This is a genomic window from Nesterenkonia sandarakina (assembly GCF_013410215.1).
GTDB lineage: Bacteria > Actinomycetota > Actinomycetes > Actinomycetales > Micrococcaceae > Nesterenkonia > Nesterenkonia sandarakina.
The window spans coordinates 2,062,275-2,081,333 of the sequence record NZ_JACCFQ010000001.1 but is presented as its reverse complement, the minus strand read 5'-3'; the positions used below and the strand labels follow the sequence as shown (position 1 = coordinate 2,081,333).

Genomic DNA, 19,059 nt, shown 5'->3' with positions numbered 1-19,059 from the left:
TGCAGTGCCGTGGCCGCGGCGCCGACCGGGAGACAGGCAGTGACCCTGGCGGTGACACAGCTGACCCCGGTGCAGGTCTGGGACTCAGATCTGCACCGGGGTCAGCGGCGATGTGAAGCTGGGCTATTCAGTCTTCGAGGTCGACCTCGGCGGCCAGGTTGGCCTGGACCTCGGCGTTGATCGCGTCGAGCACCCCAGCGGGCAGCGCGGCGTCGATGGCCAGCACGGCCAGGGCGCGGCCCTGTTTGGTGTTCTGCGAGACCTGCATACCGGCGATGTTGACCTGGTGCTCCCCCAGGATCCGGCCGAGCGCGCCGACCACGCCGGGGCGGTCGGCGTATTCCAGGACCACCAGGTGCTCGGTGAGCGCGATCTCGAGGTCGTAGCCGTTGATGCCCACGATCTTCTGGATCTGCTTGGGTCCGGTGAGCGTGCCGCGGACCTCCAGGTTGGTCCCGGAGCTGGTGGCCCCGCGCACGGTGAGTGCGTTGCGGTAGTCCTCGACCTCGGTGGTGGTGGTCAGCCGGGTGGAGATCCCGCGCTGCTCGGCGAGCACCGGGGCGTTGACGTAGGAGACCTGCTCCGAGACGACGTCGGTGAACAGGCCCTTCAGCGCGGCCAGCTGCAGCGCCGAGACGTTGAGCTCGGCGATCTCACCGGCGGCCTCGGTCTCGATGTCGGTGAAGGCGTCGGTGGCCAGGGCGTTGAGGATCCGACCCAGCTTCTCGATCAGCGGGATGCCGGGGCGGACCAGCTCGTCGATGGCGCCGCCGGCGACGTTGACCGCGTCCGGGACCAGCTCCCCGGCCAGGGCCAGGCGCACGGACTTCGCCACGGAGACCCCGGCCTTCTCCTGGGCCTCGGCGGTGGAGGCGCCCAGGTGCGGGGTGACCACCACGTTCTCACGGGTGAAGAAGGGCAGGTCGGTGGAGGGCTCGGTGGCGAAGACGTCCACGGCGGCCCCGCCGATCGCACCCTCGGCCAGGGCCTGCTCCAGGTCGGCCTCGTTGATCAGTCCGCCGCGGGCGACGTTGACCACGAACGCGGTGTCCTTCATCTTCGCGAAGGCCTCGGTGTTCAGCATCCCCAGGGTCTCCGGGGTCTTGGGCATATGGATGGTGATCACATCGGACTGCGCGTAGAGCTCGTCCAGGGTGACCAGCTGCGCGCCGAGCTGGTGCGCCCGGGCCGAGGTGACGTAGGGGTCATAGGCGATGACCTCCATGTCGAAGGCCTTCATCCGCTCCGCCACCAGGCCGCCGATGCGGCCCAGACCGATCACTCCGAGGGTCTTCTCCGCGAGCTCCACGCCGGAGTACTTCGAGCGCTTCCAGGCGCCGTCGCGCAGCGCCTGGTGCGCCGGGGAGATGTGCCGGGCCAGGCCCAGGATATGCGCGCAGGTCAGCTCCGCCGCGGAGGTGATGTTCGAGGTGGGAGCGTTGACCACCATCACCCCGGCCGCGGTGGCGGCCTTGATGTCCACGTTGTCCAGTCCCACCCCGGCCCGGGCGACGACCTTCAGCGACTTGCCGTGGGAGAGCACCTCGGCGTCGACCTGGGTGGCCGAGCGGACCATGATGGCATCGGCGTCGGCGAGGTCGGCGAAGAGCCGCTCGCGGTCGGTTCCGTCGGACTGGCGGATCTCGAAGTCCGGTCCCAGCGCCTCGACGGTGGCGGGTGAGAGTTCTTCGGCAAGTACGACGACGGGGCGGTGAGTGCTCACAATGTCCTTCTTCTGCTCGGGGCGCTTCGTGGTTCGTGGGTGGTGCACGCGAAGACGGTGAGCGGGGCGGGCCTAGGAAGGCCCGCCCCACTCACCGTGCTGACTCATCGGGCAGTGGTGCCCTCGGTGTAGTCATCATCCTGCGGGATCCAGGAGAAGAGCTTGCGCAGCTCGCGCCCGGTGGACTCGATCGGGTGCGACTCGTTCTTCTTGCGCAGCTCGTTGAACTCCTTGCCGCCGACGCGCTGGTCATCCATGAAGCGCTTGGCGAAGGCTCCGGACTGGATGTCGGCGAGCACGGCCTTCATGTTCTCCTTGACCTCCGGGGAGATCACGCGGGGCCCGGAGACGTAGTCGCCGAACTCGGCGGTGTCGGAGATCGACCAGCGCTGCTTGGTCAGGCCGCCCTCGACCATCAGGTCCACGATCAGCTTGAGCTCGTGGAGCACCTCGAAGTAGGCGATCTCGGGCTTGTAGCCGGCCTCGGTGAGCGTCTCGAAGCCGTACTGCACCAGCTGGGAGGCGCCGCCGCAGAGGACTGCCTGCTCGCCGAAGAGGTCGGTCTCGGTCTCTTCGGTGAAGGTGGTCTCGATGACCCCGGCGCGGGTGCCGCCGATGCCCTTGGCGTAGGCCAGGGCGATGGACTTGGCCTCGCCGGAGGGGTCCTGCTCCACGGCGATCAGGGCCGGGACGCCGCGTCCGGCCTCGTACTCGCGGCGGACCACGTGGCCCGGGCCCTTGGGGGCCACCATGGCCACGCCGACCTCGGTGGGGGCCTCGATGTAGCCGAAGCGGATGTTGAAGCCGTGGGAGAACAGCAGCACGTTGCCCGGCACCAGGTGCGGGGCGATCTCCGCGGAGTACACCGCGGCCTGGTGCTGGTCCGGGACCAGGATCATGATGACATCGGCCTCGGCGGCGGCCTCGGCCACGGTCTTCACGGTCAGGCCCTGCTCCTCGGCCTTGGCCTTGGAGCTGGACTCCGCCTTCAGACCGACGACGACGTCGACGCCTGAGTCGCGCAGGGACAGCGCGTGGGCATGGCCCTGGGATCCGTAGCCGATCACGGCGACCTTCTTGCCGCTGAGCACGGACAGGTCGGCGTCGTCGTCGTAATAGAGGTCAGTCACGGTGAGGTCTCCTCGTGTTGGGGATGGGGTTACAGGTCTGGGGTGCTGCAGGTGTTACGCAGCGGGTTCTCAGCGCAGCGCCTTATCGGTCATGGACTTCGCGCCGCGGGAGATCGCGAGGGTGCCGGAACGCACGATCTCGCGGACTCCGAAGGGCTCCAGGACCTCCAGGAGGGCGTTGAGCTTGTCAGGGGCGCCGGTGGCCTCAACGGTGAGTGAGTCCACGGAGACGTCCACGATCTTGGCGCGGAAGAGCTCGACGGCCTGGGTGACCTGCAGACGGGTGGGCGCGTCAGCCTTCACCTTGATCAGCAGGTGTTCGCGCTGGACCGAGTTCTCCGGTGCCAGCTCGATGATCTTGATGACATTGATCAGCTTGTTCAGCTGTTTGGTGATCTGCTCGAGCAGCTTGGAGTCGGCGTCGACCACCACGGTGATCCGGCTGAGCCCGGGCAGCTCCGAGGGGCCCACCGCCAGGGAGTGGATGTTGAAGGCCCGGCGGGCGAAGAGCCCGGAGACCTTGGTGAGCACGCCGGGGACGTCCTCGACCAGGACCGAGAGGGTGCGTCGCTGCTCGGGTGCGGCGATGTCATGGGTGCCCATATATCAGTCCTCCTCGTCCCACTGCGGGGTCAGGTTGTGTGCGAACTGGATGTCGCTGTTGGAGACCCCTGCCGGGACCATCGGCCAGACCATCGAATCCCGGGAGACCACGAAGTCGATGACCACCGGACGGTCGTTGATCGCCATGGCCTCGGCGATGACCGCGTCGATGTCCTCGGGCCGCTCGCAGCGCAGCCCCACGCAGCCGTAGGCCTCGGCGAGCTTGACGAAGTCAGGGATCCGCACGACCTCCCCGCCCTCGGCGGTGACCGAGGTGTTCAGGTGGGTGTTCGAGTAGCGGGACTCATAGAACAGGGTCTGCCACTGCCGGACCATGCCCAGGGAGGAGTTGTTGATCACCGCGACCTTGATCGGGATCTTGTTGATCGCGCAGGTGGCCAGCTCTTGGTTGGTCATCTGGAAGCAGCCGTCGCCGTCGATCGCCCAGACCACCCGGTCCGGGTTGCCCACCTGGGCGCCCATCGCCGCGGGCACCGAGTAGCCCATGGTGCCCAGCCCGCCGGAGTTCAGCCACTGCCGGGGGCGTTCGTACTTCACGAACTGGGCGGACCACATCTGGTGCTGACCGACCCCGGCCACGTAGACCGCTTCGGGACCTGAGGCCTGATTGATCTTCTCGATGACCTGCTGCGGGGCGATCTTGCCGTCCTCCGGGGCGGCGTAGCCCAGCGGGTAGGTCTCGCGGAACCGGTTCAGCTGCTTCCACCAGGCGCTGGTGTCAGTGCGACCGTGCTTGGCGACCAGGGACTCGAAGGAGTAGGTCAGCTCCGGGACGATCTCCTTGAGCGAGCCGACGATCGGGACATCGGCGGTGCGGTTCTTGGAGATCTCCGCGGGGTCGATGTCGGCGTGGATCACCTTGGCGTCCGGGGCGAAGCTCTCCAGCTGCCCGGTGACCCGGTCATCGAAGCGGGCGCCGAGGGTGATCAGCAGGTCTGAGCGCTGCAGCGCGGCGACGGCGGAGACCGTCCCGTGCATCCCGGGCATGCCCAGGTTCTGCTGGTGCGAATCTGGGAAGGCGCCGCGGGCCATCAGCGTGGTGACCACCGGGGCCCCGACGGTCTCGGCCAGGGCGAGGAACTCCTCGGAGGCCTCGGCCTTGATCATGCCGCCGCCGATGTAGAACACCGGACGGGAGGCGGCCTGGATCAGCTTCGCGGCCTCGCGGATCTGCTTGGAGTGCCCGCGGGTGACCGGGCGGTAGCCGTTGAGCTCGATCTTCGGGGGCCAGGAGAAGGTGGTCTTCGCGACCTGGGCGGACTTGGTGACGTCCACCAGCACCGGGCCGGGCCGGCCGGTGGAGGCCAGGTGGAAGGCCTCGGCCATCACCTTGGGGATCTCATCGGCGTCGGTGACCAGGAAGGAGTGCTTGGTGATCGGGGTGGAGATCCCGACGATGTCGGCTTCCTGGAAGGCGTCGGTGCCGATCACCCCGGCGTTGACCTGCCCGGTGATCGCGACCATGGGCACGGAGTCCATATGGGCGTCGGCCATGGGGGTGACCAGGTTGGTGGCTCCCGGACCGGAGGTGGCGATGCAGACGCCCACCTCGCCGGTGACCATCGCGTAGCCCTGGGCGGCATGTCCGGCGCCCTGCTCGTGGCGCACCAGGATGTGGTTGACCTGATCGGAGTCCATCAGCGGGTCATAGGTGGGCAGGATCGCGCCGCCGGGGATGCCGAAGACGTCTGTCACCCCCAGCTCTTCGAGGCTGCGAATGATGGACTGCGAACCTGTGACCTCTACCGGCGCGACGGTGCGGCCGGGGCCATAGAGGCGCGGGTCTGCGGAGGTCCCAGCGGCGCTGCTGGATGCTTTCGAGGCCAGCATGGCTGGGCTCGTGGCTGTCAGATTGCTCATCTTTTCCTCAGTCTCTGGTTCGGCGAACGGCTGATCCAAGAAGTCTCTGATCCGTGGCGGATCCACACCGGTCAAGAGAAAACCCCGGCTGAAAAGCCTGACGGGCCTTCATGCCGGGGTGAGCGGATGCGTCAGCTCCAGGTCGACCGTTCGGACACCTCGGGTGAGGCGGACGTTCGGCCGATCTGAGGCACATGTGTCACTGCACATGCCCCCCGGCGGCGGATACGGGTACTACCGCTAGTAGTTGACGCATGCCGCCCATGCTTCCCTGGCCTGTGATCAGTGTCAACATCCCGGATACCCGTCTCACATGGTGGAAATCCGGTCTGCGGGCGGCTGATCCCGTCCGGCTCAGCCGCAGTAGGCGCCCTCGGCGGCGGAGCGGACCAGCTTGGCGTATTTGCCGAGCACACCGGTGGTGATGAACGGCGGCAGCGGGGTCCAGTCCTGCTGCCGGGCGGCGAACTCGCCGGCGTCCACGACCAGCTCGATGCTGCGCCCGGCGATGTCGACCCGGATCAGGTCCCCGTCGGCGACGTAGGCGATGGGGCCGCCGTCGACGGCTTCCGGGGCGATGTGTCCGATGCACAGTCCGGTGGTGCCTCCGGAGAAGCGTCCGTCGGTGATCAGCAGCACGTCCTTGCCCAGTCCGGCGCCCTTGATGGCGCCGGTGATGGCGAGCATCTCACGCATGCCCGGTCCGCCCTTGGGTCCCTCATACCGGATGACGACGACGTCGCCGGCCTGGATCCGGCCTTCCTCCAGGGCCTTGAGCGCCTGCTGTTCCCGCTCGAAGACCCGGGCGGTGCCCTCGAAGACCTCGGCGTCGAAGCCGGCGGACTTCACCACTGCACCCTCCGGGGCCAGCGAGCCGTGGAGCACCGCGATCCCGCCGTTGGGGTGCATCGGGTTGTTCAGCGCGCGGATGATCTTGCCGTCGATGTCCGGCGGGTTGATCGATTCCAGGTTCTCGGCGACCGTCTTGCCGGTCACGGTGAGCGCGTCGCCGTGGAGCAGCCCGGCGTCGAGCAGGGCGCGCATGACCACCGGCACTCCCCCGACCCGGTCGACGTCGGCCATCACGTACTGGCCGAAGGGCTTCAGGTCACCCAGGTGGGGCACCTTGTCCCCGATGCGGTTGAAGTCCTCGAGCTTGAGCTCCACCCCGGCCTCGCGGGCGATGGCCAGCAGGTGCAGCACCGCGTTGGTGGACCCGCCGAAGGCCATGGTCACCGCGATGGCGTTCTCGAAGGCCTTCTTGGTGAGGATGTCACCGGTGGTGATGCCCTTGCGCAGCAGCTCCACCACGGCCTCGCCGGACTTGTGCGCGTAGTGGTCGCGGCGGCGGTCCGCCGAGGGCGGTGCGGCGGAGCCGGGAAGCGACATGCCCAGCGCCTCGCCGATGCAGGCCATGGTGTTGGCGGTGTACATGCCGCCGCAGGCGCCCTCGCCGGGGCAGATGGCGCGTTCGATGACGTCGAGGTCGGCCTCGCTGATGGTGCCGCGGGCGCAGGCGCCGACCCCTTCGAAGGCGTCGATCAGGGTGACCTCCTTCTCGGTGCCGTCGGCGAATCGGGCGACCCCGGGCATGATCGAACCGGCGTAGAGGAACACGCTGGAGAGGTTCAGCCGGGCCGCTGCCATGAGCATCCCCGGCAGGGACTTGTCACAGCCGGCCAGCAGCACCGAGCCGTCGAGGCGCTCGGCCTGGATCACGGTCTCCACCGAGTCGGCGATGACCTCGCGGGAGACCAGCGAGTAGTGCATCCCCTCGTGACCCATGGAGATGCCGTCGGAGACCGAGATGGTGCCGAACTCCAGCGGGTAGCCGCCGCCGGCGTGCACGCCTTCCTTGGAGGCCTTGGCCAGGCGGTCCAGGGAGAGGTTGCAGGGGGTGATCTCGTTCCAGGAGCTGGCGATGCCGATCTGAGCCTTGGAGAAGTCGTCGTCGCCCATGCCCACCGCGCGCAGCATCCCGCGCGCCGGGGCGCGGGTGTAGCCGTCGGTGACCTCCCAGCTGCGCGGCTTCTCCGGACTGGAGGGTCCGGTGACCGCGGTGGGCGGGGTGAATGGTGCCTTGCCCTCGACGACGTCGGGGGTGTTCTCTGGGGTCTCTGCGGTGCGCTCAGCCATGCTCTGGATTCTATGCCTGCCCACGTGTCCCAGCGCACCCGCACCGCCGGATGTCTCACGATGCAGAATCCCACTGGGCTGGAGAGATGAGGCACCCTCGCGTGATTGCGAGGCGGGCCCCCGTTGCGTTGAGGTCTTGGCCATCCTTGCACTGGGTGACTGGCCACCCTTGCGTTGAGGGGCTGAGTCTGCGACGGGTCTGGGCCGAAATGCGCATGAGATGCTCGGAGAATCAGCCGCTCAACGGCTGGGGGGTGGGCTAGCCTCGGGGCCATGGATGAACCCCAGGTCCGCGGTGCCACGGTGGATGAGCAGACCCGTTGCCGGCACTATGCCGGGCCGCGCGACGTCGTCGCCATCCGGTTCTTCTGCTGCGACCGCTGGTATCCCTGCCTGTGGTGTCACCAGGAGGCAGAGACGCACCGGATCTCCCCGTGGCCGCGGGGCCGCCGCGAGGAGCTGGCGCTGCTCTGCGGGGTCTGCCGCACCCGGTTCAGCATCGCGGAGTACCTCACCGCTGAGTCCTGCGAGCGCTGCACGGCAGGGTTCAACCCGGGCTGCGCGTCGCACCATGAGTTCTACTTCGAGCTCTGAACCCGTTCAGCGATGACCCAGCGGCCGCTGCATCGCGACCGATCACCTCGAGGCCGATCACGTCGAGGCGATCACATCGAGACGATGAGCAGGGTCGTGCCGAAGACGAGGCCGGAGGCGATGAGCACGATCGTGGTGTAGCTGAGGATGTCGCGCATCTTCAGTCCCGCGATGGCCAGCAGCGGGAGCGCCCAGAACGGCTGGATCATGTTCGTCCACTGGTCCCCGTAGGCCACGGCCATGATGGCCAGCGCCGGATCCACGCTGAGCGCCTCTGCGGCCTCGAGCAGGATCGGGGCCTGCACGGCGATCTGTCCGCCGCCGGAGGGCACGAAGAAGTTCACCAGCCCGGCAGAGAGGAACGCGAAGAGCGCGAAGGTCTGCGGAGTCGAGATCGCCACGAAGGCCTCGGAGATCACGCTCATCAGCCCGGTGCCGGCCATGATGCCCAGGATGCCCGCGTAGAGCGGGAACTGCAGCAGGATCTCGCCCACGTTCGAGGCGGCCTGCTTGGTCAGGGCGATCAGCTCGAAGGGGCTGCGGACCAAGAGCATGATCAGCCCCAGGAAGCTCCAGTTGACCACGTCCAAGGTCAGGGTGCCGCCGCCGCTGAAGTGGATGATCAGATAGGCCACCAGCATCAGCCCGATCAGCGTGGTGGGAATGCGGGAGGCGTCCACCCGATCCGCGGGGGTCTCGACGGCGTCGTCGATCTCGACATCGGCCTCGCGGGCGTCCACCTTCAGCGGCACCACCGTGGCGCTGTCCCGCGGTGCGACCAGGTACAGCGCCAGGGCGACCACGGCGATGGTCACGATGCAGGCGATGATGTTCCAGGTGGAGAAGATGGTCTGCCCCACGGGCAGCGGGGCGCCCAGCTGTCCGGCCACGAAGGAGTCGGGGGTGGCTGCGGTCAGCGGCCCGGAGGCGGAGTAGCCCATATGCCAGACCACGAACCCGGAGAACCCTGCGGCCACCAGCATGGGGAAGTGCACCGGGATCGCACGTTCCCGGAAGACGTGAGCAACCTCGCGCGCCAGCAGCCCGCCGACCACCAGTCCCAGGCCCCAGGTGATCAGGCTTGCCAGGGCGGCGACCAGGAACACGAACAGGTAGGCCTGGATCGCTGTCCTGGGGACTGTGGCCAGTCGGCGCAGCAGTTTTCGCGCGGGTCTCGTGTTGGCCAGGATGTAGCCCAGGAACAGGATCAGGGCCATCTGGGTGATGAACTCCAGCAGCCCGGCCAGTCCGATGCCCCATTCCTCGACGACCTGGATCGGCCCCGCGTCGGTGAAGATCAGCGCCAGGACACCCACGATGAGGGTCAGCGCGATCGCGAAGACCAGGGCTGAGGGGATCAGCTTCTCCACCAGCGAGTTCAGCGGCCGCATCACCCTGCCGAGAACGGCGCTTTTGCCTGCGGCATCCTGCCGCGAAACCGTCATGCCGCACGCCCCGTGGGGATGCGGCGGCGAGCGGAGGTTCCGAGAACACGGGCCACGCCCTCGGACAACTCGTGATGCAACGTTTCAGCGGCAGCGGAAGACCGGACAGACATCAGCGCAGCTCCTTCGGATCGGGGACTTGGAACAGATGACGTCGGACAGAAGACGTCGAGCAGATGATGTGGAACGCGGGAGCCACACGGCACCCGCCGCACCCAAATGTGATGCACGCCACCTAACGATGCAAATCACCTCAGGACGCTGCAGACGCCGCAGGGTCACACTCGGCACGGAGCGCGGAGGTGCGCCCAGCGGCGAGCGGGCGACGCCGAAGCGGTGCGAATGAAGATGCCCGAGCGGCGCGAGAGTGCCGCAGAAACAGCGCGAGAGTGCCGCGGGAGCAGCGCAGCGCAGCCGGTATGGTGAGCCCCATGACAGCGGATGAGCACCCCACCGAGGCCGACTGGGACCACCTGCTGGCCACCCTCGAACAGGACGGCAGCATCCTGGAGCAGACCCTCGACACCATTCGCGACACGGTGCCCGGCTACGACGAGGTCCCCACCGCCTCCCTGGAAGCCTCGGTGCGGCGCAACATCGCCCTGAGCATCCGCACCATCCGCGCCGGCTTCGAGCCCTGCCACGACGACGTGGCCGAGGCCGACGCCCTCGCCTCGGAGCGGCATGCCCAGGGGGTGCCGGTGGGAAGCGTGCTGGCCGGCTTCCGGGCCTGCATGTCGGTGATCCTGCACCGGCTGCTGGACCACGCCCCGAACCACGGCATTCCGGCAGATCAGGTCCTGGCCTCCGCCACCCTGCTCTGGGAGCTCGGCGACGTGTTCTCCGCCCGGGCGGTCCTGGTGTATCAGGACAAGGATGTCTCGCGGGCCCTGGCTGACTCCACCCGTCGGGCCGCCTGGATCGGCGACGCCGTGGCCACCGACCTGGAGCCGGCCGAGCTGACCCGCGGCGCCGCCCTCTACGACGTCCCCACCGCAGCACCGCTGCGCGCCCTGGCGGCGGACTCGCAGCCAGAGTCGGACCAGGAGCGCCAGCGGCGCCTCCAGGACTGGGCCGAACGGTCGGGGATCCGGGCACTGACCGCCGTGCGGGCCGGCACCCTGGTGGGCATCCTGATCGGAGAGCCTCCCCTGGGCTCGGAGCCGGAACGGCTGACCGTCGGGCTCGGCCCGGCGGTGACCCTGGAGGAGCTGCCACGGTCCTTCGAGTCCGCCTCGGCCGCCCTGCGCGCCGCCGCCGCCGTGGGACAGACCGGACTGGTGGACCTGGATCGTCTCTCCTGGCGGGCCGCGGTGCACGCGAGCCCCGAGGTCACCACACTGCTGCAGGAGCGACACCTGCAGCCGCTGCTCGAGGCCCAGGTCTTCGGTGAGCATGTGCTCGAGGCGGTGGACGCCTACCTGCGCCACCGGATGAGCATCCCCTCCGCCGCCCGCAGCATCCCGGTGCACGTCAACACGCTGCGGTACCGGCTGCAGAGGTTCCAGGAGATCACCGGGGCGGACCTCGGAGACCTCGACACGCTCGTCGAGCTGTCCTGGGTGCTGGCCGCGCATCACGGCACCCCGCCGCACCGACCACTTTCGTAGCAAGCTACGAAAAGCGCGCTGCACTGTTGAACAGGAGAATGTAGCGCGCGTCACATCACTGCGTGGATGCTGGTCTACGACGCCGAGACGGGCGTCACTGAAACCACCACTCTCCACGAGGAGATCTTCATGATCCTGGGCATCGTCGGCATCATCGTGTCCCTGCTGCTGCTCATCACGCTCGCCTACCGCGGCGTGCCGGTGATCCTTGCCGCTCCGGTGGCCGCGGTGGTCTGCGTGCTGTTCTCCGGAGCCCCGATCCTGGCCTCCTACACCGAGGTGTTCATGCCGGCGATGGCCGGCTTCGTGGGCAGCTGGTTCCCAGTCTTCCTCGGCGGGGCCATCTTCGGGATCCTGATGACCGTCACCGGCTACGCCGAGTCGATCGCGCGCACCGTGACCGGCTGGATCGGAAGCCGCAGCGCGATCGCGGCCACGGTGATCACCTCCGCGCTGATGACCTACGGCGGGATCAGCCTCTTCGTGGTCGCCTTCGTGATGTATCCGCTGGCCCGCGAGCTGTTCCGCGTGGCCGACATCCCGCGCCGACTGATCCCGGGCACGATCGCGCTGGGCATCTTCACCTTCACCATGACCGCGCTGCCCGGCTCGCCGCAGGTCCAGAACATCATCCCCGGGCAGTTCTTCGGCACCGGCGCCTACGCGGGTCCAGGGGTGGGCGTCCTCGGCGGCGTCCTGATCTTCGGCCTGGGCCTGCTGTGGCTGGAGCGCCGGCGTCGGGCTCTGATCGCCAAGGGTGAGCACTTCGAGTCCCCGGAGTCCGAGAAGGTCATCGGCGGGTCCTCCGACGACGGCTCCACGGTCACCACCACGCTGGCCCCGCCGAACCGGCTGGTCCCGTTCCTGCCGCTGCTCGCCGTCTTCGCGGTCAACTTCGCCTGCACCCTGGTGATCTTCCCGGCGCTGGACTGGTCCTATCTCCAAGAGGACACCTTCGGGTCCATCACCTATGACTCCCGGGCCGGGCTGTGGGCCGTGACGGTCGCCATCGTGGCGGCCATCGGACTGATCGTGGCGCTGAACTTCGGTCGATGGAGCACCCTGAAGGTCGGATTCAACGACGGCGTCAAGCGTTCGATGCTGCCGATCTTCTCCACCGCCTCCGAGGTGGGCTACGGCGCCGTCGTCGCCTCTGTGGCCGCCTTCGCGGTGGTCCGTGACTCGGTCTTCGGCATGGGCGCCAACGCCCTGGTGACCTCGGTGGTGACCACCTCGATCACCGCCGGGCTGACCGGCTCCTCCTCCGGGGGCATGACCATCGCCCTGAACGCCCTGGGTGCGGACCTGCGCGCCATGGCCGAGGCCGAAGGCATCAGCCTGGAGATGATGCACCGGCTGACCGCCATGGCCGCAGGCGGCCTGGACACGCTGCCGCACTCGGGCGCCGTCGTCACGCTGCTGATCGTCTGTGGCCTCACCCACCGGCAGTCCTATAAGGACATCGCTATGGTGACACTCGTGATCCCTGTCCTGGTGGTTGTGGCGCTGATCGCTCTGGTCACGGCCGTGGGCGGCTTCTGATCCCCGACCCCGCGCCTCATCCATCCGGTCCCCACCGATCCCCGACTCGACCCCCCCAAGGAGCCCGATGCACACCGACACCCTCCGCAGCTCGCCCCTCTCGGCCGGCGCGCTCACCGGCCGCCGCGCCGTCGTCACCGGCGGGGCCTCCGGCATCGGTGCGGCCTGCGTGCGGGCCTTCGCCGCCGCCGGCGCCCAGGTGACCGTCTGCGACCGCGACGGCGCAGCCGCTGAGGCTCTGGCGGCGCAGATCGGCGGCACCTCCTGGACAGTGGATCTCTCCGAGACCGGGTCGCTGGAAGCACTCACCGCGGAGAGCGGAGTCCTGGACGCTGACATCCTGGTCAACAACGCCGGCATCCAGCGGGTCGCTCCGCTGCCCGAGTTCGACCCCGAGGCGTGGCGGCTCATGCACCGGCTGATGGTCGAGTCTCCGTTCCTGCTGATCCGCGCCGCCCTTCCCGGCATGTACGAGCGCGGCTTCGGCCGGATCCTCAACATCTCCTCGGTCCATGGGCTGCGCGCCAGCCCGTACAAGTCCGCCTACGTGAGCGCCAAACATGCTCTGGAGGGCCTCTCCAAGGTCACCGCCCTGGAGGGGGCCGAGCACGGCGTGACCTCGAACTGCCTGAACCCTGCCTATGTGCGCACCCCGCTGGTGGAGAAGCAGATCGCTGATCAGGCGCGCATCCACGGCATCGGCGAGGATGAGGTGATCGAGAAGATCATGCTCACCGAGTCTTCGGTGAAACGACTGGTGGAACCCGAGGAGGTCGCTTCCCTGGCCACCTGGCTGGCCTCCGATGCGGCTGGGATGGTGACCGGCACGTCCTACGCCATCGACGGAGGATGGAGCGCACGCTGAGCAGAGCCGCCCGCGGAGAGCCAGGCATCCCACCGCCTGCCCCGAGCCGCTGGACCCCCGAACCTTGAGTTGCTGAACCTTGAGTTGCTGAACCTTGAGTCGCTGACCCCCTGAGTTGCTGAACCTATGAGTCGCTGACCCCCGAATTCCTGAGCCCCCTGAGTCCCTGAGGAGAACCCATGACCATCGACAAGACCGTGGCGAGCGCCGCCGAGGCCGTCGCCGACATTCCCGACGGCGCCTCCTTGGCGGTGGGAGGCTTCGGCCTCTCCGGCAATCCGATCCAGCTCATCGAGGCGCTGCTGGAGCAGGGCGCCTCCGGGCTCTCCGTCGCGTCGAACAACTGCGGCGTGGACGGCTGGGGGCTGGGCATCCTGCTCGCCGCACGCCGGATCGTGAAGATGACCTCCTCCTATGTCGGGGAGAACAAGGAGTTCGCCCGCCAGTACCTCGAGGGCGAGCTGGAGCTGGAGCTGGTCCCCCAGGGCACGCTGGCGGAGAAGATGCGCGCCGGCGGGGCCGGGATCCCGGGGTTCTACACCCGCTCCGGAGTGGGCACACAGGTCGCCGAGGGCGGCATCCCGATGACCTACGACCGCTCCGGCAACGTGGTGAAGGAGTCTGCGCCCAAGGAGGTCCGTCCCTTCACGATCCACGACGGTCGATCCCTGGAGTTCGTCCTGGAGGAATCGATCGTCACCGACTATTCCCTGGTCCACGCCCAGCGCGGTGACCGGCATGGCAACCTGGTCTTCAACAAGGCCGCCCGGCAGTTCAGCCCCGACGCCGCCATGGCGGGCCGGATCTGCATCGCCCAAGTGGAGGAGCTCGTGGAGCCCGGGGAGATCGACCCCGACGCGGTGCACCTGCCCGGGGTCTTCGTGCACCGGATCGTGCAGGTCGGGCCTGAGATCGAGAAGCCCATCGAGAAGCGCACCGTACGCAGCGAAGACAAGGAGTGATCGCGTCATGACCACCGAGATCCGCGCGGGCTGGACCCGTGAGCAGATGGCGGCCCGTGCCGCCCAGGAGCTTCCCGACGGCGCCTACGTGAACCTAGGCATCGGCATGCCCACCTTGATCCCGAACCACATCCCGGCCGAGCGCACCGTGGTGCTCCAGTCCGAGAACGGCATCTTGGGGGTGGGCCCCTACCCCGCCGAGGATGCGCTGGACCCTGATCTGATCAACGCCGGCAAGGAGACCGTCACCGTGCTCCCCGGGGCGTCGTTCTTCGACTCCTCCACCAGCTTCGGGATGATCCGCGGCGGGAAGATCGACGTCGCCGTGCTGGGCGGCATGCAGGTCGCACAGAACGGGGACCTGGCCAACTGGATGGTGCCCGGCAAGATGGTCAAGGGGATGGGCGGCGCCATGGACCTGGTCCACGGCGCGGAGCGGGTGATCTGTCTGATGGACCATGTGGCCAGGGACGGATCTTCGAAGATCCTGCCGGCGTGCACCCTGCCGCTGACCGGGAAGTCCGTGGTAGACCGGATCATCACCGACCTTGCCGTGATCGACGTGGTCGGCACCGAGGCCGAGCCTCGCCTGGTGCTGGTGGAGACCGCACCGGGGGTGAGCGAGGAACAGGTGCGCGAAGCCACCGGCGTCGAGCTGCACGGACGCAGCTGACGCATAGGCTCACGACACACACCCCGCACGACGCACAACCCGTACCACCACCATCCCCACCTCGAAGGAGCATCTATGGCACCCGGATCCGTCATCCTCGGAGGCTGCCGCACCCCGATCGGCAAGCTGATGGGCGGGCTCTCCTCATTCACCGCAGCCCAGCTCGGATCAGCCGCGATCCGCGATGCCCTGGAGAAGACCGGGGTCCGGCCGGACCAGGTGGACTACGTGATCATGGGCCAGGTGATCCAGGCCGGAGCCGGTCAGAACCCGGCCCGCACCGCCGCGCTGGGAGCCGATATCCCGGCCCAGGTACCAGCGATCACGGTGAACAAGGTCTGCCTGTCCGGGCTGAGCGCCATCGCCTACGCGGATCAGCTGATCCGCGCCGGCGAGTGTGAACTCGTCGTGGCCGGCGGCATGGAGTCGATGTCCAATGCCCCACACCTTCTGCCGGGCTCCCGGAAGGGCTTCAGCTTCGGGGACACCTCGCTGGTGGATTCCATGGCCTACGACGCGCTCTACGATCAGGCCACCCAGCAGAACATGGGGGCCCTGACCGAGTCCTGCAACACTGCGGAGCTGGAGGTCTCGCGTGCGGACCAGGACCGCTTCGCCGCGCTCTCCCATGAGCGTGCGGCCAAGGCCTGGGTGAGCGGCGTCTTCGAGGAGGAGGTTGTTCCCGTCGAGGTGCCCCAGCGCAAGGGTGATCCGAAACGGGTCCACCGGGATGAAGGCATCCGAGAGGGCACCACGGCGGAATCGCTGAGCAGTCTGCGCCCCGCCTTCGGCAAGTCCGGCACCATCACGGCCGCCTCGGCCTCGCAGATCTCGGACGGCGCCTGCGCCGTGATCGTGACGACTCCGGAGAAGGCCCAGGAGCTCGGGCTCACTCCCCTGGCGGAGATCGGCGCCTATGGGATGGTGGCCGGCCCGGATTCATCCCTGCAGCTGCAGCCCGCGCGAGCCATCTCCGAGGCATGCCGCAAGCAGGGCATCAGCCCAGAGGCGCTGGACCTGGTGGAGATCAATGAGGCCTTTGCCGCCGTGGGCGTGGCCTCGGCCCGGGAACTGGGCGTCTCGGAGGAGAAGCTCAACGTCAACGGCGGTGCCATCGCCCTGGGCCACCCGGTGGGGATGTCCGGGGCGCGCCTGGTGCTCCACCTTGCTCTGGAGCTGGCGCGCCGCGGCGGGGGCACCGGAGCTGCCGGGCTGTGCGGCGGCGGCGGCCAGGGCGACGCCCTGCTCCTCACCGTCCGCAGCTGAACCGCTGGCTCCCGCCACCCACCCCCACCCACCAACACGTTGAGGGGCGGATTCTGCGAGCATCTGAGGCCGAAAAGGGCCCTAGATAGTCGGAGAATCCGCCCCTCAGCGATGGGGAGGTGGGGCTACTTCAGGTAGGGCGGGGAATCGGTCATCTGGTCGACGACGGTCTCGGCGACTTCGCGCATCGAGAGTCGGCGGTCCATGGAGGTCTTCTGGATCCAGCGGAAGGCCTCGGGCTCGGTGAGCCCCATCTTGGTGGTCAGCAGCGACTTCGCGCGCTCCACCAGCTTGCGGGTCTCGAACTTCTCCGCGAGCGTGGAGACCTCGTCCTCCAGGGCGCGGATCTCATCGAAGCGCGCCATGGCCACCTCGATCGCCGGGATCAGGTCGTTCTCGGTGAAGGGCTTGACCACATAGGCCATCGCGCCGGCCTCCCGCGCGGATTCCACCAGGTCGCGCTGGGAGAAGGCGGTGAGCATCACCACCGGGGCGATCCGCTCCTCGGCGACCAGCTTCGCGGCGGTGATGCCGTCCATGATCGGCATCTTCACGTCCATCACCACCAGATCCGGCTCGGTCTCCCGGGCCAGCTCCACGGCGCGCTCTCCGTTGTCCGCCTCGCCGACCACGTCGTAGCCGGCGCCGGTGAGGATCTCGACGATGTCCAGTCGGATCAGCGTCTCATCTTCGGCGACCAGCACCCGGCGCGGCGTGCTCCCGCGCTCGGACAACGCCTCGGGTCCGCCTGCTGTGGATGCGGTCTCATGGGCACCGTGGCCCGGAGTCTGTTCGCTCACCGTTCTCCTTCTGGTCCCTGACCACCGTGCCGGGAGGAGCTCCCGGCGAGGGCGGTCCCCCACGCTGGCCTGGTCATCGTCTTGGTGCCCGAAGTGGGACTCGAACCCACACACCAGTGGTACCGCATTTTGAGTGCGGCGCGTCTACCGATTCCGCCATTCGGGCTGAACCGAGGAGGTCAGGGCCTCCCCGGCGGTCATACCGCCCCCGGCCGGAATCTCTGCAGACTCCGCGACGGGGACGGCACCAGCTTACCCGGACCTGGGCCCGGGGTTGAATCTGCTCGAGGCCCGGTGACTATGCCGGGGTCGAGGCGCTGGCCGCAGGCCAGGGGCCCACCGGCTCCTTGTTCGCCGGGGCGGTGTCGCCGCGGCGCAGGGTCTCGATGTCGCCGGCGTCGTGCAGGTCCCCGATCCGGTGGACCTTGACCATGTTGGTGGTTCCGGCCTGCCCGGGAGGGGACCCGGCGGCGATCACGACGAGCTCTCCCAGCTCGGCGGTGCTCTCTTCGAGCAGCAGCTTGTCCACCTGAGCGGTCATGGTGTCGGTGTGGGTGGCGAACTCCACCCAGCGCGGCTGCACGCCCCAGGACAGGGTGAGGATGTTGTGCGTGTGCTCCACATGGGTGAACGCGAAGATGTTCTGCTTCGGGCGCAGCCGGGAGAGCCGGCGCGCGGAGTCACCGGACCGGGTGAACGTGGTCAGATGCGCGATGTCGAGCTGATCCGCGATCTCCTTGGCGGCGCGGGTGATCGCACCGCCGCGAGTCTTCGGCTTGGTGCCCAGCTCCGGGATCCGGCTCAGGCCCTTGTTCTCGGTGGTCTCGATGATCCGGGACATGGTCTCCACGGTCTCCACCGGGAACTGGCCCACCGAGGTCTCGCCGGAGAGCATGACCGCGTCCGCGCCGTCGAGCACCGCGTTGGCGCAGTCGGAGGCCTCCGCGCGGGTGGGGCGGGGGCTCTCGATCATGGATTCCAGCACCTGGGTGGCGACGATGACCGGCTTGGCCCAGCGGCGGGCGAGCTCCACGGCGCGCTTCTGCACCAGCGGGACCTCTTCCAGGGGCAGCTCCACGCCCAGGTCGCCGCGGGCGACCATGATGGCGTCGAAAGCGTCGACGATGTCCTGCAGCGCCTCCACCGCCTGGGGCTTCTCGACCTTTGCGATCACCGGGACCCGGCGACCTTCCTCGTCCATGATCCGGTGCACGGCTTCGATGTCCGCGGCGTCCCGGACGAAGGAGAGCGCGACCATGTCGAACCCGGTGCGCAGCGCCCAGCGCAGATCCTCCTCGTCCTTCTCGGAGAGGGCCGGCACGGAGACCGCGACGCCGGGCAGGTTGATGCCCTTGTTGTTCGAGACCTTGCCGGGCACGGTGACCTCGGTGACGACGTCGGTCTCGGTGACCTCCACGGCGCGCAGCGAGACCTTGCCGTCGTCGATGAGCAGCGTATCTCCGACCGCGACGTCGCCGGGGAGACCCTTGAACGTGGTCGAGCAGCGGTCCTTGGTGCCCTGGATGTCCTCGATGGTGATCGTGAAGCGGTCCCCCACGGCCAGGGCATGCTCGCCCTCGATGAACCGGCCCAGCCGGATCTTCGGGCCCTGGAGATCGGCGAAGACGCCGACGGCGCGGCGCAGGTCCTTGGAGACCTCCCGGACCGTGTTGTAGGTCTCCTCGTGGACGCTGTAGTCACCGTGGCTCATGTTGACCCGGGCGACGTCGACGCCGGCCTCCACGAGCTTGCGGGTCATCTCATAGCCTGCAGTGGCGGGGCCGAATGTGGCGACGATCTTGGCGTGTCTCATGTCTCACCTTGTCCTA

The 19,059-nt window shown here is 68.3% G+C and carries 15 protein-coding genes and 1 tRNA gene; 7 read left to right on the top strand and 9 right to left on the bottom strand.

Features of this window, described 5'->3' with window-relative positions; genetic code table 11:
- Positions 1-127 precede the first annotated feature (127 nt).
- The 5 genes from serA to ilvD all read right to left on the bottom strand — a co-directional run bounded on the left by serA (position 128) and on the right by ilvD (position 7,473).
- Positions 128-1,723, bottom strand: coding sequence for a phosphoglycerate dehydrogenase (serA, locus tag HNR11_RS09600; protein ID WP_179442094.1), 1,596 nt, complete (start codon positions 1,721-1,723; stop codon positions 128-130).
- Between the two features lie 104 nt (positions 1,724-1,827).
- Complete coding sequence (gene ilvC / locus HNR11_RS09595) at positions 1,828-2,853, bottom strand: ketol-acid reductoisomerase (RefSeq protein WP_179442093.1); 1,026 nt, start codon at positions 2,851-2,853, stop codon at positions 1,828-1,830.
- Between the two features lie 69 nt (positions 2,854-2,922).
- On the bottom strand, positions 2,923-3,456 hold the full coding sequence (ilvN, locus tag HNR11_RS09590) for an acetolactate synthase small subunit (protein ID WP_179442092.1): 534 nt from the start codon (positions 3,454-3,456) through the stop codon (positions 2,923-2,925).
- Between the two features lie 3 nt (positions 3,457-3,459).
- Entirely contained in the window at positions 3,460-5,337 is a 1,878-nt protein-coding gene (locus tag HNR11_RS09585; RefSeq protein ID WP_179442091.1) for an acetolactate synthase large subunit, read from the bottom strand.
- A 354-nt stretch (positions 5,338-5,691) separates the two neighbouring features.
- On the bottom strand, positions 5,692-7,473 hold the full coding sequence (gene ilvD / locus HNR11_RS09580; RefSeq protein WP_058888758.1) for a dihydroxy-acid dehydratase: 1,782 nt from the start codon (positions 7,471-7,473) through the stop codon (positions 5,692-5,694).
- A gap of 273 nt (positions 7,474-7,746) precedes the next feature.
- Between ilvD and HNR11_RS09575 the strand changes: the two genes are divergently transcribed.
- A complete protein-coding gene (locus tag HNR11_RS09575) occupies positions 7,747-8,067 on the top strand; it encodes a CHY zinc finger protein (protein ID WP_179442090.1) in 321 nt (106 codons plus the stop codon).
- 71 nt (positions 8,068-8,138) lie between these two features.
- On the opposite strand, the gene HNR11_RS09570 is transcribed toward HNR11_RS09575, so the two are convergent.
- Positions 8,139-9,512, bottom strand: coding sequence for a short-chain fatty acid transporter (locus HNR11_RS09570; RefSeq protein ID WP_246310372.1), 1,374 nt, complete (start codon positions 9,510-9,512; stop codon positions 8,139-8,141).
- A gap of 431 nt (positions 9,513-9,943) precedes the next feature.
- Between HNR11_RS09570 and HNR11_RS09565 the strand changes: the two genes are divergently transcribed.
- The 6 genes from HNR11_RS09565 to HNR11_RS09540 all read left to right on the top strand — a co-directional run bounded on the left by HNR11_RS09565 (position 9,944) and on the right by HNR11_RS09540 (position 16,430).
- Positions 9,944-11,122 (top strand): PucR family transcriptional regulator, encoded by a 1,179-nt coding sequence (locus HNR11_RS09565; protein WP_179442089.1) that lies wholly within the window; start codon positions 9,944-9,946, stop codon positions 11,120-11,122.
- Positions 11,123-11,188: 66 nt separating this feature from the next.
- On the top strand, positions 11,189-12,664 hold the full coding sequence (locus tag HNR11_RS09560) for a GntP family permease (RefSeq protein WP_246310371.1): 1,476 nt from the start codon (positions 11,189-11,191) through the stop codon (positions 12,662-12,664).
- Positions 12,665-12,731: 67 nt separating this feature from the next.
- On the top strand, positions 12,732-13,529 hold the full coding sequence (locus HNR11_RS09555; protein WP_179442088.1) for a 3-hydroxybutyrate dehydrogenase: 798 nt from the start codon (positions 12,732-12,734) through the stop codon (positions 13,527-13,529).
- 179 nt (positions 13,530-13,708) lie between these two features.
- The gene (locus HNR11_RS09550) at positions 13,709-14,491 is read left to right on the top strand and encodes a CoA transferase subunit A (RefSeq protein WP_058888890.1); all 783 of its coding nucleotides are present in this window, start codon (positions 13,709-13,711) and stop codon (positions 14,489-14,491) included.
- A 7-nt stretch (positions 14,492-14,498) separates the two neighbouring features.
- Positions 14,499-15,164: a CoA transferase subunit B gene (locus HNR11_RS09545; RefSeq protein ID WP_179442087.1), complete on the top strand. Its 666-nt coding sequence runs from the start codon at positions 14,499-14,501 to the stop codon at positions 15,162-15,164.
- A 75-nt stretch (positions 15,165-15,239) separates the two neighbouring features.
- The gene (locus HNR11_RS09540; RefSeq protein WP_179442086.1) at positions 15,240-16,430 is read left to right on the top strand and encodes an acetyl-CoA C-acetyltransferase; all 1,191 of its coding nucleotides are present in this window, start codon (positions 15,240-15,242) and stop codon (positions 16,428-16,430) included.
- Positions 16,431-16,555: 125 nt separating this feature from the next.
- Here the strand turns inward: HNR11_RS09540 and HNR11_RS09535 are convergent, their stop codons facing one another.
- From HNR11_RS09535 to pyk, 3 genes are all read right to left on the bottom strand, one after another.
- Entirely contained in the window at positions 16,556-17,164 is a 609-nt protein-coding gene (locus HNR11_RS09535; protein ID WP_058888889.1) for an ANTAR domain-containing response regulator, read from the bottom strand.
- Positions 17,165-17,312: 148 nt separating this feature from the next.
- Positions 17,313-17,396 (bottom strand) — tRNA-Leu (locus tag HNR11_RS09530).
- Between the two features lie 132 nt (positions 17,397-17,528).
- Positions 17,529-19,043: a pyruvate kinase gene (pyk, locus tag HNR11_RS09525; RefSeq protein WP_058888754.1), complete on the bottom strand. Its 1,515-nt coding sequence runs from the start codon at positions 19,041-19,043 to the stop codon at positions 17,529-17,531.
- Positions 19,044-19,059 lie beyond the last annotated feature (16 nt).

What these genes read in the sequence shown, in the direction of transcription:
- ilvN (WP_179442092.1), bottom strand. Translation starts at nt 3,456, where the DNA reads ATGGGCACCCATGACATCGCCGCACCCGAGCAGCGACGCACCCTCTCG.
- HNR11_RS09585 (WP_179442091.1), bottom strand. Translation starts at nt 5,337, where the DNA reads ATGAGCAATCTGACAGCCACGAGCCCAGCCATGCTGGCCTCGAAAGCA.
- ilvD (WP_058888758.1), bottom strand. Translation starts at nt 7,473, where the DNA reads ATGGCTGAGCGCACCGCAGAGACCCCAGAGAACACCCCCGACGTCGTC.
- HNR11_RS09575 (WP_179442090.1), top strand. Translation starts at nt 7,747, where the DNA reads ATGGATGAACCCCAGGTCCGCGGTGCCACGGTGGATGAGCAGACCCGT.
- HNR11_RS09570 (WP_246310372.1), bottom strand. Translation starts at nt 9,512, where the DNA reads ATGACGGTTTCGCGGCAGGATGCCGCAGGCAAAAGCGCCGTTCTCGGC.
- HNR11_RS09565 (WP_179442089.1), top strand. Translation starts at nt 9,944, where the DNA reads ATGACAGCGGATGAGCACCCCACCGAGGCCGACTGGGACCACCTGCTG.
- HNR11_RS09560 (WP_246310371.1), top strand. Translation starts at nt 11,189, where the DNA reads ATGCTGGTCTACGACGCCGAGACGGGCGTCACTGAAACCACCACTCTC.
- HNR11_RS09555 (WP_179442088.1), top strand. Translation starts at nt 12,732, where the DNA reads ATGCACACCGACACCCTCCGCAGCTCGCCCCTCTCGGCCGGCGCGCTC.
- HNR11_RS09550 (WP_058888890.1), top strand. Translation starts at nt 13,709, where the DNA reads ATGACCATCGACAAGACCGTGGCGAGCGCCGCCGAGGCCGTCGCCGAC.
- HNR11_RS09545 (WP_179442087.1), top strand. Translation starts at nt 14,499, where the DNA reads ATGACCACCGAGATCCGCGCGGGCTGGACCCGTGAGCAGATGGCGGCC.
- HNR11_RS09540 (WP_179442086.1), top strand. Translation starts at nt 15,240, where the DNA reads ATGGCACCCGGATCCGTCATCCTCGGAGGCTGCCGCACCCCGATCGGC.
- pyk (WP_058888754.1), bottom strand. Translation starts at nt 19,043, where the DNA reads ATGAGACACGCCAAGATCGTCGCCACATTCGGCCCCGCCACTGCAGGC.